At 63.4% G+C, this 16,648-nt stretch carries 14 protein-coding genes, 1 tRNA gene and 1 pseudogene; 5 read left to right on the top strand and 11 right to left on the bottom strand.

The window, feature by feature from the left end; translation table 11 throughout:
* Positions 1 to 267 precede the first annotated feature (267 nt).
* Positions 268 to 350, top strand: a tRNA-Leu gene (locus QF015_RS19830).
* A 62-nt stretch (positions 351 to 412) separates the two neighbouring features.
* Here QF015_RS19830 and QF015_RS19825 read toward each other — a convergent pair.
* The 8 genes from QF015_RS19825 to QF015_RS19790 all read right to left on the bottom strand — a co-directional run bounded on the left by QF015_RS19825 (position 413) and on the right by QF015_RS19790 (position 10,435).
* The gene (locus tag QF015_RS19825; protein WP_429390515.1) at positions 413 to 1,615 is read right to left on the bottom strand and encodes a PLP-dependent aminotransferase family protein; all 1,203 of its coding nucleotides are present in this window, start codon (positions 1,613 to 1,615) and stop codon (positions 413 to 415) included.
* Positions 1,612 to 3,318, bottom strand: a complete 1,707-nt coding sequence (locus QF015_RS19820; protein ID WP_429390514.1) for a dipeptide ABC transporter ATP-binding protein — start codon at positions 3,316 to 3,318, stop codon at positions 1,612 to 1,614. Before QF015_RS19820 ends, QF015_RS19825 begins: the two co-directional genes overlap by 4 nt.
* 20 nt (positions 3,319 to 3,338) lie before the next feature.
* A complete protein-coding gene (locus tag QF015_RS19815) occupies positions 3,339 to 4,193 on the bottom strand; it encodes an ABC transporter permease (protein ID WP_310208257.1) in 855 nt (284 codons plus the stop codon).
* Entirely contained in the window at positions 4,190 to 5,158 is a 969-nt protein-coding gene (locus QF015_RS19810) for an ABC transporter permease (RefSeq protein ID WP_310208260.1), read from the bottom strand. The genes QF015_RS19815 and QF015_RS19810 overlap by 4 nt, the downstream gene beginning before the upstream one ends.
* A complete protein-coding gene (locus QF015_RS19805; protein WP_310208264.1) occupies positions 5,155 to 6,807 on the bottom strand; it encodes an ABC transporter substrate-binding protein in 1,653 nt (550 codons plus the stop codon). The genes QF015_RS19810 and QF015_RS19805 overlap by 4 nt, the downstream gene beginning before the upstream one ends.
* Before the next feature lie 46 nt (positions 6,808 to 6,853).
* Positions 6,854 to 8,266, bottom strand: a complete 1,413-nt coding sequence (locus QF015_RS19800) for an FAD-binding oxidoreductase (RefSeq protein WP_429390513.1) — start codon at positions 8,264 to 8,266, stop codon at positions 6,854 to 6,856.
* Between the two features lie 332 nt (positions 8,267 to 8,598).
* A complete protein-coding gene (locus QF015_RS19795; RefSeq protein WP_429390512.1) occupies positions 8,599 to 9,297 on the bottom strand; it encodes a FadR/GntR family transcriptional regulator in 699 nt (232 codons plus the stop codon).
* 10 nt (positions 9,298 to 9,307) lie between these two features.
* Complete coding sequence (locus tag QF015_RS19790) at positions 9,308 to 10,435, bottom strand: L-talarate/galactarate dehydratase (RefSeq protein ID WP_429390511.1); 1,128 nt, start codon at positions 10,433 to 10,435, stop codon at positions 9,308 to 9,310.
* Positions 10,436 to 10,518: 83 nt separating this feature from the next.
* On the opposite strand from QF015_RS19790, the gene QF015_RS19785 reads away from it, so the two are divergent.
* Positions 10,519 to 10,791: a hypothetical protein gene (locus QF015_RS19785; protein WP_310208276.1), complete on the top strand. Its 273-nt coding sequence runs from the start codon at positions 10,519 to 10,521 to the stop codon at positions 10,789 to 10,791.
* A gap of 83 nt (positions 10,792 to 10,874) precedes the next feature.
* Here QF015_RS19785 and QF015_RS19780 read toward each other — a convergent pair whose 3' ends face one another.
* On the bottom strand, positions 10,875 to 11,360 hold the full coding sequence (locus QF015_RS19780) for an SDR family oxidoreductase (protein ID WP_429390510.1): 486 nt from the start codon (positions 11,358 to 11,360) through the stop codon (positions 10,875 to 10,877).
* Positions 11,361 to 11,395: 35 nt separating this feature from the next.
* Here QF015_RS19780 and QF015_RS19775 point away from each other — a divergent pair.
* Positions 11,396 to 11,488: pseudogene (locus QF015_RS19775) on the top strand (recombinase family protein); the annotation flags it as partial.
* An 8-nt stretch (positions 11,489 to 11,496) separates the two neighbouring features.
* Here QF015_RS19775 and QF015_RS19770 read toward each other — a convergent pair.
* On the bottom strand, positions 11,497 to 14,217 hold the full coding sequence (locus tag QF015_RS19770) for a carboxypeptidase regulatory-like domain-containing protein (protein WP_429390509.1): 2,721 nt from the start codon (positions 14,215 to 14,217) through the stop codon (positions 11,497 to 11,499).
* 193 nt (positions 14,218 to 14,410) lie between these two features.
* Between QF015_RS19770 and QF015_RS19765 the strand changes: the two genes are divergently transcribed.
* Together QF015_RS19765 and QF015_RS19760 are read left to right on the top strand one after the other, a co-directional pair.
* Entirely contained in the window at positions 14,411 to 14,983 is a 573-nt protein-coding gene (locus tag QF015_RS19765; protein ID WP_310208284.1) for an RNA polymerase sigma factor, read from the top strand.
* A gap of 215 nt (positions 14,984 to 15,198) precedes the next feature.
* Entirely contained in the window at positions 15,199 to 15,804 is a 606-nt protein-coding gene (locus QF015_RS19760; protein WP_429390508.1) for a hypothetical protein, read from the top strand.
* Positions 15,805 to 15,827: 23 nt separating this feature from the next.
* Here the strand turns inward: QF015_RS19760 and QF015_RS19755 are convergent, their stop codons facing one another.
* The gene (locus tag QF015_RS19755) at positions 15,828 to 16,544 is read right to left on the bottom strand and encodes a TetR/AcrR family transcriptional regulator (protein WP_310208289.1); all 717 of its coding nucleotides are present in this window, start codon (positions 16,542 to 16,544) and stop codon (positions 15,828 to 15,830) included.
* Positions 16,545 to 16,648: the final 104 nt, after the last annotated feature.

Genomic DNA, 16,648 nt, shown 5'->3' with positions numbered 1-16,648 from the left:
TGGGACTGACTGGGAATGGCCTTAATCCACAACGCCTTGCGACCCGGAAAAGTTCTCTCCCGGCCCTTGCTGGTGCGGGAGTCGGGGTGTGAAATTTCCGTGGAGTTCAGCCGGTGTTGAGGAACTTTTTGGTGGGTGCCGCGCCTTCTGGGAGGGGCCTCGTCCCTCCGATTGGTGTTTTGCCGCAAATGTCCGTTATGCTTGATCTCGCTGCTTTTGAAGGAAACGAAGCTGGGAAACCGGCGGAAGTCCAGAAAAAGAAGTTGCGCGCGAGTGGCGGAACGGCAGACGCGCTGGCTTCAGGTGCCAGTATCCGAAAGGGTGTGGGGGTTCAAATCCCCCCTCGCGCACGCAATCGAAAGAGCCCCGGTCTTAGGACCGGGGCTCTTTTGTTTTCCCTGGTTGGCGAGGCTTACGGAACCTGCCGCTTCAACGCCCGTCCCAGGCGTGCCGCGGCTTCCTCGAGCTTCGGAGCCGCAACGTCGCCGTATGCCAGGCGCAGGTGCCGGTCTGCGTCGGTGCCGGGGCCTGAGGGGAAGAACGAACCCCGCTGGTACTCCACGCCCTCAGCGCTGGCGTCGGCAGCAAGCCGGTCCGGGTCCACCGAAGAGTCCGCCAATTTGGGCCAGAGGAACAGCCCACCTTCGGGGAGCACGGTCTCGAAAGCTCCCGGCGCCTCCCGGTGCAACGCGGCAACAAGCGTTTCTGCACGGTTCCGGTACAGCTCCCGGGCCCGGTCCAGGGTCGCGTCGAAGATTCCGGGGTCGGAGGTCACCAGTTCTCCGATGATCGCCTGGACCAGCGTGGAGCTGTGCGAATCCTGCCTGCTGCGCAAAGCAACCAGGTCGCGGGACAGGCGCTCCGGTGCCACGGTCCAGCCGAGGCGCAATCCCGGCCCCAGCGTTTTGGTGAAGGTGTTGATGTGCAGGACATGGTCCGAGTTGTTGAATTCCTCCACGCTCTCCTGCTCACCGGCAAAACGAAGTTCGCGGTACGGGTTGTCTGCCAGGATCACGAAGCCGTAGTGCTCGGCCAGCCTCACCAGTTCCCTCCGGGCCTGCCCGCTCAGGGTTCCCTGGGAAGGATTGTGGAAGTCCGGGACTGTATATAGGGCAGACGGACGCGCGCCCGCCCGCAATTGCTCCGAGAGGTGGTCGACGTCGAGACCTTGCGGTCCCACGAAGACGGGGAGGGTCCGGGCGTCCGACAACTGAAGACCCCGCAGGAACAACGGGAAGATCGGGTTGTCCACCGCTACCAGGTCGCCGCGTTCCACGACGGACTGGATCGCCAAGGAGAGGCCGTGGAAGCCACCGTTGGTGATGAGGATCCGGTCCACGGACACGCCTTCACGCTCGGCGATCCACTCCCTTAGCGGAGAGATGCCTTCCGTTCGCGAGTACTGGAGCGCCGGAACGCCCGGTTTGGCCAGGACGCGTGCTGTGGCGGCGGCAAGTTCCTCCGTTGGAAGGACGCCGGGGTCGGGGATGCCACCCAGGAGTTCGATGGCATCTGCCCTGCGGTCCCGGAGCGTTTGGTCGCCGAAACCCTTCGGTGCGGTGAAGGCCTCGATGAGGGCGGGCCGACGGGTGGTTGTCAGGGTATCGGTGGTCATGCTGTCGCCTTTGCTAGTTGTTTGGCTTCCGTGGCGTCCTCGCCAGACGCAGCTGCGGCGGCAGCCGGCGCAGCCAGGGGTATCGCGTCGAGGAGCGCGCGGGTATAGGGGTGTTGCGGTCTCGAGAAGATGTCCTCCACAGGCCCGTCCTCCACCACTTGCCCCCTCCGCAGGACAGAAACTGTGTCCGCCACCTGCCTCACCAACGCCAGGTCATGCGAGACGAACAGGTAGGTCAGGCCAAGTTCGCGTTGCAGTTTGGAGAGCAGCTCCAGGATCCCTGCCTGGACACTCACGTCCAGTGCGGATGTCGGTTCGTCCAAAACCACGACGTCGGGCCTCACCACCAGCGCGCGGGCGATCGCCACCCGCTGGCGTTGACCGCCGGACAAATGTGCGGGCCGGCGGGAGGCGACATCGGCAGGCAGCCCCACGGATTCCAACGCCTCCCGCACACGCTGGGCACGTTCGGATTTGGAGCCCACTCCGAACTGGTCCAGGGGTTCACGGATGATTTTTCCAACCCGCCAGGTGGGGTCCAAGGAGGTGAAGGGGTTTTGGTAGACGAGTTGGAGGTGCCGGCGGATGTCGCGCACCTCTGCCCGTGACCTGCCCGACGTCGATTGACCGGCTACCGCGATCTCCCCACCGTCCGCCTGTTCAAGGCCCAGCAGCAGCCGCACCGCTGTGGTCTTGCCGGAGCCTGACTCGCCAACCAGCGCATGCGTTCGCCCACGTTCCACGGAGAAGGACACGCCGTCGCAGGCGAGGACATCCTTTCCGCCGGCTGAAAAGCGTTTGGTCACGCTCTGGACCTCTATCTGGAGTCCGGCGGCCGGTGCGGTAGACGCACCAGTGCGGGAGTCGCCGTCGTGCGCCGGCTCGGCGGGTCGAAGGGCAGTGCGCTGGTTCCGGTACCTGTCCGGATGAAGTGCAGGGACGTCCGCCTGAAGGCTGCGGGCGTAATCCGTTTGCGGGGAGGCGAAAACGTCCCGCGAAGGGCCACTTTCCTGCACGGTGCCGTCCTTCAGCACCACCAGCGAATCGGCGCGTTCGGCTGCGATTGCGAGATCGTGTGTAATCAGGAGCAGGCCGATGTCCAACTCCTGTCGCAGCTCTGTGAGCATGTCCAGGATGAGCTTCTGCACGGTCACGTCCAAGGCGGAGGTGGGTTCGTCGGCCACGATCAGCGAGGGGCGGGGCAGCACGGTGAGCGCGATCAGCACGCGTTGGAGCATGCCGCCCGAGAGCTGGTGGGGGTAGGAGTCGTAGACCCGGCTCGGATCGGGCAGGCCCACTTGTTCCAGGACGGACAGGATTTTGCTGCGGCGCACCTCCGGATCCGTCCCGCCAAGCAGCGCCGCTGCTTCCTGCGCTTGGGCGCCGATGGTTCGGACAGGGTTCAACGCGGAGGCCGGATCCTGCGGGATGAACCCGAGTTCCCGGCCGCGCAAGGGGCGGAACTGCTTTTCGGGCAAAGCAAGGACGTCACCGCCGTTCAGCGCGACGCGGCCCGTCGCTGTTGCTTCGCCGTGGGGAAGCAAGCGCAGGATGGCTTTGGCGATGGTTGACTTGCCCGAACCGGATTCGCCGATCAGCGCCAGGCTCCCGCCCTTGGCCACCGAAAAGGCGACGTCATGCACGACGGCGGTGGGACCGTAGGCGATCGACAAGCCTTCCACTGTTAATAGGTCAGCTGACACGTCGGTGTCCTTTCGAATTTTCACTTGGCGTTTCGCAGCCAGCGGCTGATGCGGTTCACGGAGAGGACGGTGACCACGATGACCAAAGCCGGGGCGTACACGAGCCAGGGGGCCGTGACATAGGTTTTTCCCGACGCGACCAGCAGTCCCCAGTCCGAGGCGGGGGGCGGATCGCCGTAGCCAAGGAAGGCCAGGGAGGCGATGATCAGGATCGATGTGCCGAACTGCAGGACGGCCAGGACCAGCACCGAGCGGTATGCGTTGGGAAGGACGTGGCCCAACAGCGCGTGCCACCTGTTTCCGCCCTCAAGGTAGGAGGCTTCCACGTAGGTGGCGCTGCGGACCCGCATTACTTCTGCACGCATCAGCCGGGCAAAGACCGCGACGGCGGACACTCCGGTGGCAATCGCGGCATTGATGGTCTGGAAACCCAGTGAGCTCACAATGACGACGGCCAGGAGGAAACCGGGAATGGCCAGCAGGACGTCAACGAATCGGCCCAGGACAGCATCCACCCAGCCGCCACGGAACCCGCTGGCGAGGCCGATGATGCTTCCGATCACCAGGCCGATGAGTACCGCGACCAGCGCACTGGTCACCGACGACGCGGTTCCATGGACCACCCGGGCGTATTGATCGCGCCCCAGGTAATCCGTGCCGAACCAGTGGGCCGCGCTCGGTGCAGCCAACTTGCTTGCCGTGTCCCCAGTGACGGGGCTGAACGAGGTAAAAAGGCCTGGAAGCAGTGACCACAGGATGACCACGAGGACGACGACGAAGGACAGGATGACCGTTGCCGGCGGGAGGCCTGCGGTGAGCTTCCTGGACGCCGCTCCAACGTTGCGGAGCTGTATGTTGCTGAGGATGGCAGTCATGCGCCCACCTTCTCCCTGAGTTTGGTCTCCCTGAGTTTGACGCGTGGATCCAGCAGCGGCGAGGCAAGATCCGCCACCAGGTTCACGGCAACAAAGACCACGGCTGACAGGGAAACGACCGCTTGAAGGACTGGTTGGTCCTCACCGGTGACAGCCTTCTGTACGACGGTCCCGATTCCATCGCGGCCGAAAATGGTCTCCGTAATCACCGAACCGCCCAGCAGTTCGCCCACGATGAGCGCCACCATGGCCACCGACGGCAGGGCCGAAGGCTTGACCAGATGCTTGGCGAACAGCTTGGCTTCGGTCAATCCGCGTGAACGGGCAACTACGGCGTATTCCTGCCGGGATTCATGGTCCAGGCTCGCAATCAGTACCTCGGCCAAAGGCGCCGAGACCGGAATGGCCAAGGTGATGGCGGCGAACAAGGTTGCTATCGGGCTGTTCGGATCAGTGGTGGTGAACGAATGCAGTCTGAACGCGAAGAACTCGATCAGTACCAACCCGATGACGAAGTTGGGCACCGAGAGGAAGAACGACGGGATGGAGCGGACGATGGCCGCCCACTTGCCAGGGAGATATTGGGCGCCGTAGGCAATAACCACTGCGAAGATGATCGCGATAAACAGTGCGGTGGTAGCCAGGGTGAGGGTGGACGGCAACGCGTCGCCGACGATCTGGGCCACAGGGAGGTTGGATTGCAAGGAGAATCCCAGCTCACCCGTCAGGAAGCGTCCCAAGGACAACAGCAACTGGACGATCACCGGTTGATCGAGGCCGTAGAAAGCAACGATCCGCTGGATGTCCTCCTCGCTCAGGCCGTGCTGGGGGTCCCTGAGCGTATTGGTGATCGCATCGCCCGGAAGGACGCTGATGATCAGGAACGTCAAGACATAGGCGAGAAGGACGACGACGATCGCCTGGCCCGCCCGCGTCAGGGCAAAGCGCCTGTAGTCGCCTGTCACTGCGAGATCCAGGCGGTGTAGAAGTTGGCGTAGGCCAGGCCGTTGTACTGAACGTCCCTGATCTTCGGACTGATCAGGTACAGGCGCTGGACGAGCTGGTTAAGAGGGATGAAGTAGCCCTGTTCCAGGACGTACTGCTGCAGTTCGTCGGCAACCTTTTCGCGGGATGCCCGGTCGGAGGCAGTGGCGATGGCCGTGGAGAGGTCGTTGAGCTTCTGGTCACTTGTCCCCAGACCGAACCAGTCCTCACCCTTGTTCTGGCTGGTCAGGACTCCCGCAACCGTTCCGACGTCGACGAAACTGCGTGAGGTCTGGAACAGCGGCGGCTTGCTGGCCTGCACCGCCGCGTAGCCGGCGACGTCCACCACCTTGAGGTTGACCTTGATGCCTACCTTCTTGAGCTGCTGGGCGATGAGTTCGTCCTCAGCCTTGGTGGAAGGCACATACGGGTTGGGTGTCAGGGTGAATTCGAGGGTCTTGCCGTCCTTGGCGCGGTAGCCGTCCGAACCGGACGCCCAGCCGGCGTCGTCAAGGATCTTGTTGGCCTTATCCGCATCGAACGCGAAGGAACTGCTGAATTCGCCTGCTTCCGGAACATTGCCCTGAATGAACGTGGTGGCCGCATTCCAGTCGCTGGTGTAGACCGTCTTGAGGATCTCATCGCGGTCGATGCCGTGCTGGATGGCTTTCCGCACGGCGGGATCGTTGGTGGGGAAAGCGCCGGTATTGACCTGGAAGCCGTCCACAAAGCCGAGGTACCGCGGCGTTCCCACAGTGAAGCCCTGCGCTTTGAGCGATTCGATTTCCTGGGGCTCCACGTTGAAGGCAACATCCGCTTGCCCGGAAACCACCGTCGACGTGCGGACCGAGGTGTCCTTGATGACCTTGTAAGTGATGGTGTCCAGGCGCGCCGGGCCGGTGTGACCGAGCGCCGCGGGACCCCAGTTGTAGTCCTTGCGCTTCTCCAGGACGTAGCTGTCACCCTGCTTCCAGGACTTGACCACGAACGGGCCGCTGCCGATCTCCTGGCTGAGGTCGGCCTGAGCCTCTACCGGGAGTGCGAGGGTCTTCGGTGAGAGCAGGATGCAGCCGTGGTACGCCAATGTGGCGATGAAGCCCAGCGCGGGCGAGGAGAAGGAGACCTTCACTGTGGCTGCGTCAGTGGCCTCGGCAGCGACGAAGTTGCTGGACGGGAAGAGGCCCACCTTGCTGATGCCGCGCGTGGAGTCTCCCTTGGCCCAGGCGTTGAGGTTGGCGACGACGGCTGCCGCGTCCAGCGGAGTGCCATCGGAAAACGTGACGCCCTGCTTGAGGTGGATGACGAAATCCTTGGCGCCGTTGAGTTCCTCCCAGCTCTCGGCAACCCACGGGCTGAGCTCACCCTTTTCGTTGACGTACACCAGCTTGTCCGTGATCTGGCCCCACAGGTTGCCCTCGTAGCTGGAGATGGCCGTCTTGCTGGATACCCAGCCAGTGTCGTATCCCTGGATGAGGAAGGTGATGTCGCCGCCGTCCACCGGTGTAGTGGAACCGGAGGTGTTCGTGGCGGTGACCCCGCCGCATGCCGTCAGCAGTGCGGTGGTGGAGATGGCGCCGAGTCCTGCGAGGAAGATTCGGCGGCGGATTTCAGGGGTGTAGAGGTTGTTCATTGGGGGCTCCTTGATGCGTTGGGGGATCGTGCTGTGGGCAGGGCGGCTAGATGGCCTTGCCGGGATTGAGTAGTTGCTGGGGATCGATGGCAGCCTTGATGGCGTGCTGGACCTCGCGGCTGCGCTCCGAGAGTTCGAGTGCTGCCCATTCGCGTTTGATGGTCCCTACTCCGTGTTCCCCGGTGACAGTGCCGCCCAGTGACAGCGCGACTTTCACGAGTTCAGTGGCAGCTTCGGCGAGGGACTCGGGCGGGTTCCCGCCGTCGTCGGGCGTTTTGTCCTTGGTGATCAGTGGGTGGAGGTTGCCGTCGCCTGCGTGCGACACGGCCGAGATGTCCACGCCGAAGCGCGCTTCCAGGGCGGGGAAGGCGGCGTAGACCTGGGGCAATTGGGACTTGGGCACGGCGATGTCCTCGCCGATGTACCACTTGTCCTGCGGGAGGCCCCGGCCGCTGCGGCGAAGCTCCCAGAGCCGCGCGCCGTCGTCGTCGGACTCCACGGTTACGCGCCCGCCGGCGGCGGTGAGTGCGGTGGCCAGGTCGGCGGCCTGGTCGCCGATGCCATAGCCGTCGATTTCGATGAGGATCAGTGCGGCACCCCGTTCCCGCAAGGCGGTTCCGGAATGTGCGTCGATGTTGGCCAAGCTCGGGGTGTCGAAGAATTCGATGGCGGCAGGGCGGACGGGTGACAGCGTGATGGCCGCGAGTCCTTGGGTGCCCTCTGCTGTGCTGTTGAAGAACGCGCTGACGGTCTTGCGGGCCACAGGGATGGGGCGGAGGCGGACTGTGGCCCGCGTGACGATGCCGAGGATGCCCTCAGAACCGACAAACAGTGAGGTCAGATCCAGTCCCGTGACACCCTTGATGGAGCGGTGTCCCACTGTAATCAGGCTGCCGTCGGAGAGAACGACGTCGAGCGACAGGATTGACTCGCGCGTTACGCCATATTTGGCGCACCTGAGCCCGCCGGCATTGGTGGCGATATTGCCGCCGATGGAGGAAATGTCGAAGCTTGCCGGGTCCGGGGCATAGAAAAGACCAAATGGCTGGAGATGCCTGTTCAGATCTGCGTTGATGAGACCAGGTTCCACTACCGCCACTTCATCCAAGGGGGATACCTCGATGATGCGCGTGAGTTTTTCGGTCGAAACAACCACTTGGTCGCCGCTTGCTGCGGCGCCGCCCGACAGACCCGTTCCGGCGCCGCGCGGCACTACGGTGACTCCCAGTTCCGCAGCCAGTTTCACCGCCGCCTGAACCTCGGCGGCGTCGGCGGGAAGCACGACGGCGGGGCCCGGGTTCCCGCTGGCAGCTGCAGTTTTAGCGGTGGCAGCGTCGTGGCTGTAGCGGGTGGTCCCGGTGCCGGGCTCCAGGATCTCGATGCCTTGGACCCTGTGCCTGAGTTCACGGACGTAGCCCTGGAGGGAGGTGTGTTCTTCGGTGAGTTGCTGTGTTGTCATGCCGGCGTCTCTCTGTCCGGGTGCATGACAAGGCATTCCTGCGCGAAGCACCCAAAGGCTTTTGATGGATATCCCGGTCACAAATTGACTGGGTCCTCAAAAGTTAGCGGCACTCGGAATTTACATGCGAGTTTCTTGAAATGTCGATCAACACTTCTCAACGCGGCGTCGTGGGGATTCCCATTTCGTTAAACGGAGTCGCTGAAAGACGAATTATTGCTCCGTAATAAGAGTGGCGACGTAGCGTGTCGAACCGGCTGCCCGCCCCACTTGGTTGGGCGCGGCGCCTCGCTCCACCGCCGCCTCGCTCAACCGTTAGCTGCGCTCAACCGTCAGCTGCGCGCGGAACCGGTGAACCGGCGTCGTGAGTTGCTCAGGTGCAGGCGCATCGCTGCCGCGGCAGCTACTTGGTCGCCCTCGGCGATTGCGACGTATATAGAGGAGTGTTCGTGGACGACCTGGGCGAAGCGTTCGGGGGAGTCCTGGTCTTCGCTGGCGACGAGGCGCGGGCGGGGCATGGTGATCATGGTTTGCCCCAGGGCGGAGATGCAGTCCGTATAAAAGGGGTTGCCCGTAGCTGCAGCCACGGCGCGGTGGAACTCGAAGTCCGCTTTCATGGAGTGCGCCGGGTGGCCTGAGCTCGCGGTGAACTGCTCCAAGGCGCCATGGACCGCCTTGAGTTGGTGCTCGGTGTGGTTTTTCGCGGCCAAAGCAGCGGCCTCGGTCTCGACGCCGATCCTGAAATCGAGCATCTGCAGTCGGTCTTCCATACTGGAGACGGGCCGTGTTCCCGGCGCTGCTGCGGGACCTTCCGCAGGTGGGGTCAGCGCGAAGCTGCCCCGCCCGCGTTCGGTTTCCACCAATCCCTCTGCTTGCAGCCGGGTCAGGGCCGAGCGGACCACGGTCCGACTTACCCCGAACTCGCTGATGAGGGTGTTTTCGCTGGGGAGCTTCTCACCTGGTTGGATGACGCCGTCGACGATGCGGGTGCGAAGGTCGGCGGCGAGATCCGCGGTCAGGTTTCGGCTCATGGGTTCAAGATTACGCGCCGAACTCCACTGATTCCGTGGTCCACGCGCGGGCCTGCTCGCTGAGCGTGACGCCCAAACCAAGGCGGTCCGGGACGACCATGCGGCCGTTTTTGGTTTCCAGGCGTTCCTCGAACAAGGGGTCGAGCCAGTCGAAGTGCTCCACCCACGGCTCGCGTGGGTACGCGGCGGCCAGGTGCAGGTGGATCTCCATGGCGAAGTGCGGGGCCAGGCCGAGTCCGCGTTCATCCGCGAGGGCCGCGAGGCGCAGGAACTGGGTGATGCCGCCGACGCGGGGTGCGTCCGGTTGGATGATGTCGCAGCTGTTGGCGTTGATAAGGCCCTTGTGTTCCGCGACGGACGCGAGCATTTCGCCCGTGGCGATGGGGGTGCCCAGGACCTGGGCCAAATGCGCGTGGCCTTCGAAGTCGTAGGCGTCCAGCGGCTCTTCGATCCAGATCAGGTTGAATTCCTCGAATTGACGGCCCATGCGCAGCGCCGTGGCCCGGTCCCACTGCTGGTTGGCGTCCACCATGAGCGGGACGTCCCAGCCGATGTGTTCGCGGACTCCGGCCACCCGGCGCAGATCCTCCTTGGAGTCCGGCAAACCGACCTTGATCTTGATGCCGCCGATGCCGTCGTTGATGGATTGCGTGGCGCGTTCCTTGACCTCGTCCAGCGTTGCGTTGAGGAATCCGCCGGAGGTGTTGTAGGTCTGGACGGAGTCACGGTACGAGCCCAGGAGCTTGGCCAGGGGGAGCCCGGCGCGCTTGGCTTTAAGGTCGTAGAGGGCGATGTCGATGGCCGCGAGGGCCTGTGTTGCCACGCCCGACCTTCCAACGGAGGCACCCGCCCAGAGGAGTTTGGTGTAGATCTTGCCGATGTCGTTGGGGTCCTCGCCAATCACGCCTTCTGCGACTTCCTTCGCGTGGGCGTACTGGGCGGGGCCGCCCGCGCGCTTGGAGTAACTGAAGCCGATGCCGCTGTGGCCCTGTTCCGTGGTGATCTCCGCAAACAGGAACACCACTTCAGTCATGGGCTTCTGCCGGCCCGTGAAGACTTTCGCGTCGCTGATGGGTACGGTGAGGGGCAAACGTGCCGTGGATAGCTTGACGTGGCGGATGAGATCGACGGTGCTCATGGTTCTCCTAGTGGGTGCGGCATCTTTGCCTGTCACTTAGGATACAAGTTTTAAACTTGTACTACAAGAGTTGGGGGTTTGTTGTGACCAGTGCCAAGGCGTCGCATACCCATCTGTTCCCGGGCGCTGTCCTTTTGGCTGCAGGGGCCGGCCCTTCGTTGGTGATCACGTTTTCGGACGGCGCTTCCGCCGCCGCTGAAATAGTCGACGACGGCGGCAAGCCCGCCTTGGTGGTGGAGGCGTACACCACGGGTGTCGGGACGGTGATCCCTCGGAAGATGTGGTTTGTGAGTTCTGTTCCAGATGACGGGGACGGGGTGCGGCTGAAGGTGGGGCGGTCGGTGGTGTTGGAGTGATGCGGCTGCGCCTGAGGGCTCCCGGGTAATCCCCCCGCGCCTGTGTTTCGAACGCGGGCAGGCGTCCAAAGAGTGATGGTGCGTTAGAGGTTGGTGCCGCCGGTGGCGTCGATCTTCTGCCCGGTGATCCAGCGCGTTTCGTCTGAGGCGAGGAAAGCTACGATGCTTGCGATATCGTCGGGCTGGCCCACGCGGCCAAGGGCGCTGCTGGCAGCGACGCCGGCCTGGGCTTCCTCGTTGCCGCCGAGCCAGCCTGCGTTGATGTCTGTGTCCACGACACGCGGGGCGACAGAGTTCACGGTGATTTCCCTGGGCCCGAGGTGTTTGGCCAGAGTCAGGGTGAAAGCTTCAATAGCTCCCTTGGTGAGGGCGTAACCGATGATTTCCGGGAATGCTATACGGGTGACGCCGGAGGAGATGTTGATGATGCGCCCCCCGTCAGCGATCCGGGTCAGTCCTTCCTTGACGATGAAATAGGGTGCGTTGACGTTGATGGCCTGCTGGGAAAGGAAGTCCTCCCGGCTAAAATCCTCAATCGTCGACAGGCGCCAACCATGCCGAGGTGCCATCGGAGACTCAACGCACCTTTTCCCGCGGCGGTGGCAAAGCCCTGGCCGCCTGTCGCAACGGCGGCACCTTGGTGGTGACCGAGCTCGATCGCCTTGCGGGGTCCTTACTCGATGCCAGGGACATCGCGTCGGCAGCTCAGCCGATCAGGGCGGTGGCCGCAGAGTAGCGGGCCAGTGCCGTGTAAGCAGTTTTGGTGCCTGTCACGCGTACTTTGATGGCGCTTCCCTTGTCGGCCGCAACCAGTTTGTACGTCGCGGAAGTGGCGCCCGAAATGGCGGCGCTTCCGCGGAACCACTGGTAGGTCAGCGCCACGGGAGCTGGCCCCCACGCGCCGGGGGTCGCGGTGAGCGTGCTGCCCACCGTTTTGGTGCCCGAGATGGTGGGAACCGGGGCAGTCAACGTACCTGCGGCGATGGCCGCGGTCGCAGCGGAGGTTTTCGCCGCCGTCGTAAATCCGGTCTTTGAACCGGTGACCTGTACTGTCATGGTCTTGCCGAGGTCAGCCGCAGCCAAGGTATAGGTGGCCGAAGTAGCTCCCGTCACTGCAACTCCGCTCCGGAACCACTGATACGCCAGCGTCACTGGAGCGGGCCCCCATGCCCCGGGAACAGCGGTCAGCGCCGAACCAACCTTTGCCGTCCCCGATACCGTAGGTACCGGTGCAGTCAACGTGCCTACTGCCACGGCTGCTGTCGCAGCGGAGGTTTTCGCCGCCGTCGTAAATCCGGTCTTTGAACCGGTCACCCGGACGGTCATGGTCTTGCCGAGGTCAGCCGCAGCGAGTGTGTAGGAGGCTGACGTTGCACCGGTCACTGCAACGCCACTCCGGAACCACTGATATGCCAAGCTCACCGGAGCAGGTCCCCACACACCTGGAACAACGGTCAGTACCGAACCGACCTTCGCTGTCCCGGACACCGTGGGAACCGGCGCAGTCAACGTGCCCGCCGCCACGACGGGTGTCGCAGCGGAGGTTTTCGCCGCCGTCGTAAATCCGGTCTTTGAACCGGTCACCCGGACGGTCATGGTCTTGCCGAGGTCAGCCGCAGCCAGGGTGTACGTAGCTGAGGTAGCGCCGGTTACGGCAACACCACTCCGCAGCCACTGGTACGCCAGGGTCACCGGGGCGGGTCCCCATGTCCCGGGAACAGCGGTCAACACCGAACCAACCTTCGCCGTCCCGGAAACCGTGGGGACCGGCGCAGTCAGGGTCCCTGAAGCAACAGTGACAGAGGCCTGACCGTAGTACGGCTGGAGCGGCCAGTCGTGGACGCTGAGCCGGGCGGTGACTTTTTTACCGGCGTCTGAGGCCTGCACGACGAAAGTTTTCGCGTTCGACCGGTAATCCTGGACGCCGTTGACGAACCAGTCGTAGTACGGGCCGAAGTCGGGCGCGGGATTCAAAGTGCCGTGGTCAATGGTCAGGGTATTTCCGGCGCTGGGCGTGCCCAAGATGGTGAAAGGCTTGGAGGCTGTGACAGCGTCGGCGCCCGATTTGCCGGCGTGCACCGTGTCATAGTGCGGAACGTACCCGGTCTTTGTGCCTGTGACTTTTGCCCAGATGTCGTACCCGGCATCAGAGGCGGTGGGTACATAGGTAGTTGCGGTGGCACCTGCAATGTCCTGGGGGAGGGCGTTGTCCTTGGAACGTTGCCACTGGTAGGCCAGAGCCACCGGAGCGGGGCCCCACACTCCGGGGTCGACGGTGAGCGTTTGCCCTGCCTGGGCCGAGCCGTAGACATAGGGCTTGCCGGGCGCCAATGACAGTCCCGCTACGTCCAGCTGCATGGTCAGCTTCACGCGCTGGCCGGCAGCGGTCGCCGTCAGGACAGTAGCTGTGTCCATGGTGGGAGTGTTGTCGTAGCACTCGGCCTTGTAGCGTTTGTCGCGGGGCGTGCCTTCGTAGACATTGTCCGAGACACAGAGTTTGTACTTCTTGCCCACGGTCATACGCCAGTAGATCTTGCCTTGCGCATCAGAGGTAAGAGGGCCCATTTGGGGGCCGTCCCAGGTTCCCGTTGCGTCGTTGTAGACCCAAGGGGTGTAGCCGACGTCGGCGATTGGCGAGCCAGCAGTGTCGGTCACCGTAGCTTCGATGATGGTTTCATCCTTGAGGACGAAGTTCACATTGGTCCATGCAACTCCGGACGGTACGGTAGCCGCCGTATAGGTGTCGACCATCCCGGTGCCGGTCCAGTACTGCTCCAGGTAGAGGCGTTGGCCCGACTCGTCCCTGACGCTGATGTATGCCTGGTTGGGCGGGATCTTGGTGAGGGTGAAGTAGCCGTTGGCATCAGGCTTGGTGCTGCTCACTTGTCCGCCGCCGCTGGGTGAGGCAGAGACGGACACTGCTGTCACGGGCTGGCCGGCTTTATTGGTGACCCGGCCGGTCATGCTGCCGAAGGCTTCCAGTTGCGGGTTGTACGCGGTGGTGGGGGCAGCATCGGTGACGGCAACCGGCGTCGAACCGTAGGAGCTGGACTTGTCCGCGTTCCACTCGGAAGCGTAGGTGGCCGAGCAGGGTCCGCTGCTGCAGGTAGTCCACATTTTGTAGCTTCCGGCAGCCGGCACGGTGAAGCTGTAGGAGCCATCGGGAGCAGACCAGGCACCGGCAACGAGGTCGGCCCGGTCGTCATTGGTGTACGCCCCCACCCACACGTCCCCCAGCGGGGTGGCCGTTGCGGTGGCCGTCAGTTTTCCCTTGACTGTTCCCTTGAAGGTGTAGGTTGCGGCCGAGGCGGGCGCAGCACCGGTAAAGAGGCCCGCGGCCACGAGGACGACGGCCACCAGGATGGCCCACACCCCCTGCCGTGAACTTTGAAGTGGATGGTCGGCGGCAGGTCGCGGCAACGGCATGGGTAAGGTCCTTTTCCCCAAAAAAGTGACTGAAGGGACCGAGTGGCCCCCTGTCATCGTAGGCGTCGGCCCGTGGCAGTGCCATGGGGAGTTCTGCCCGTCCACCAAGGCCGGGAATGCACGACGTATCAAGTTGCGGGAATATCCCGAGCGGCTGCAACACACTTAGGTACGTGGCGGACAGGTACAGGGTATGAGCTACCTTTCGAGAGCCCCGGACCGGGAAGAGGCCTTCCGGGCGCTTTATGAATCCGCCTACCTCGATGTACTGAAGTTTGCTCAGCGTCGAACAGATGCGGCGAACGCCGAGGACGTTGTGGCTGAGGCATTCCTTATCGTCTGGCGGCGGTTCCCGGAAGCGCCTCAGCGCGAGGAGGACGCAAGAGCCTGGCTCTTTGGTATCACGCGGAATCTCATGTTGAATGCCCGTCGAGGAGAACAGCGACGGCAGGCCCTGGGCGTCCGCTTAGCCGAGGCAACGGTGACGTCTCAGAGCGATAATTCCCACGCTGACCTGGTCAGCAGCCGCGTTGATCTAGGCAGAGCCTGGGCCCTTCTCTCCGAAATCCACCAAGAGACTCTCGGGCTTGCGATCTTCGAGAACCTGGCCGCACCCCAAGCGGCACATGTGGTGGGTATTTCTCCTGTCGCGTTCCGGCTCCGCCTGACCCGCGCAAGGCGAGCCCTCCGACTACTCCTTGGCCACACTCCCCGCAACGAGTCGCCAGCGCCGGCAACATCTCCCGAAAAGGCCACGACACCATGAAAAACAGCCGGAACATCGACATACTTCTGCGATCCATGGATGCAGCCGAGCGCAATACAGCTCCCGACGCGCGTCGCTCGCAGAACGACCTGGAACTGATTCTCAGGTCCCACCCGACTTCTGTGGGCAGCGGCGCTGGACCTATGGGATACACAACGACGACGTCGCGCCCAAGCCGCCGTCGTCGTCGAACCCTCGCTTTGGGTGCGGTTGCTATGGCAACCACAGCCGGATTCTTCATCGTGCCCGCACTTTCAGGGGGAGACCCGGCCTTTGCAACGTGGACCGCAGCCCCTGGCACACTGATCGGTACGGAGCGAGACAGCGCGGTCTCGGACTGCGTCCGCTCAAGTAAGGGTGTTGGTGATGGCATGTTCGCCAGTGACGTGGCTGCGGCGGAAGTCGCCATCGCTGAAAAGCGTGGCTCCTGGACCACGGTAGTCCTCTCGGGAGTTGACGGTTTCGAAGCAACATGCACCACGGATACAACGGCCCTATGGTTCAAAAGAGGATCCATCGGCTCAGTTGGCAAGCCCGGCAAAGGTCAGCTGCTCGCGCCCCGAGGAGTCAGAGCCACCCAACTTGGAACAGGTGTCATCGCAGACAATCCGCTTTCAATGGCGTCCGGACAGGTTGGTACTGACGTTGTGGCTGTCGCCTACACCGCGACAACTGGGGATCGGATCACAGCCACCGTATCCAAAGGCCACTTCGCCTTCTGGTTTCCCGGCACTGAACTGACAAACTCCTCTGACCAACCCGTTCCCGTTGAAGTGACCTACATCGACAACACGATAGAAACCCGCTACCTGAGCCTCTGACGGCCACTCCTGCACCAGGAAACCTACCCCCGCAGCGCACCGAACCCGGTAATCAGCGCCTCAAGCCCCAGGCTGAAAGCAACATCGGTCGGACGCGCGTGCCGTTCCAAAGCCAACCGGTCCACGGCGGCAGTGAAGTTGGGGACCTGGTCAGCCAACCTGCCGGCGTCGAAAATATCCTCCGGCGCGTTGACATCGTAAGCGGCGCCGAACACGAAGGCTTCCAAGGCGACGATCGCCGAGATGATTTTCTCCTCCGGGAACCCCGCCTCGCGGAAGCCTGCGGTGACGGCCTCGTACATCGCCAGAGTCTTGGGTGCATTTGCCACCGGAAGCACTGCAATCACGGGGATCAGCGGCGTATGCTCCGAGAACACATCCCGGTAGGACCATGCCCAGCGGCGCACGGCGGCATCCCACGGCTCCACCCCGAAGGCGGAGACATCCACCATCGCCGCCAAGTGGTCCTCCACCAGGAGCAACACGTCATCCTTGGAGGCCACGTGGTTGTACAAGGCAGAAGGTGCGACGCCCAGGGAACGCGCGAGGGCCGCCATGGTGAGTCCGTCGTAACCCTTGGCGCTGATCAACTGGAGGGCCGCCGTCGTAATGCCGTCCTGGTCCAGGACGGCCGCCGTCGGTCGACCCGCGCGGCGGCGCACAGAGCCCGCAGGACTGGCGGAGGGAGCGGGGGTGGGTGCGGGCATCGGAGGCCTTTCTGCTGCCTGTGTCCCCAGCATTATTCCATCGGGTCTTCACAGGTGCCGCCACCAACGCTACTATGGTTATAAATGAATGCCATTCATTTATTGGTCAGTCACCACGGACGGCCACGGAGAGGACA

Origin of the sequence: Paenarthrobacter sp. TE4293 (genome assembly GCF_050435325.1) — a bacterium.
Lineage (GTDB): Bacteria > Actinomycetota > Actinomycetes > Actinomycetales > Micrococcaceae > Arthrobacter > Arthrobacter nitroguajacolicus_C.
Note: the sequence above shows the minus strand (reverse complement) of the source record. Positions and strands in the feature narration are given on the sequence as shown.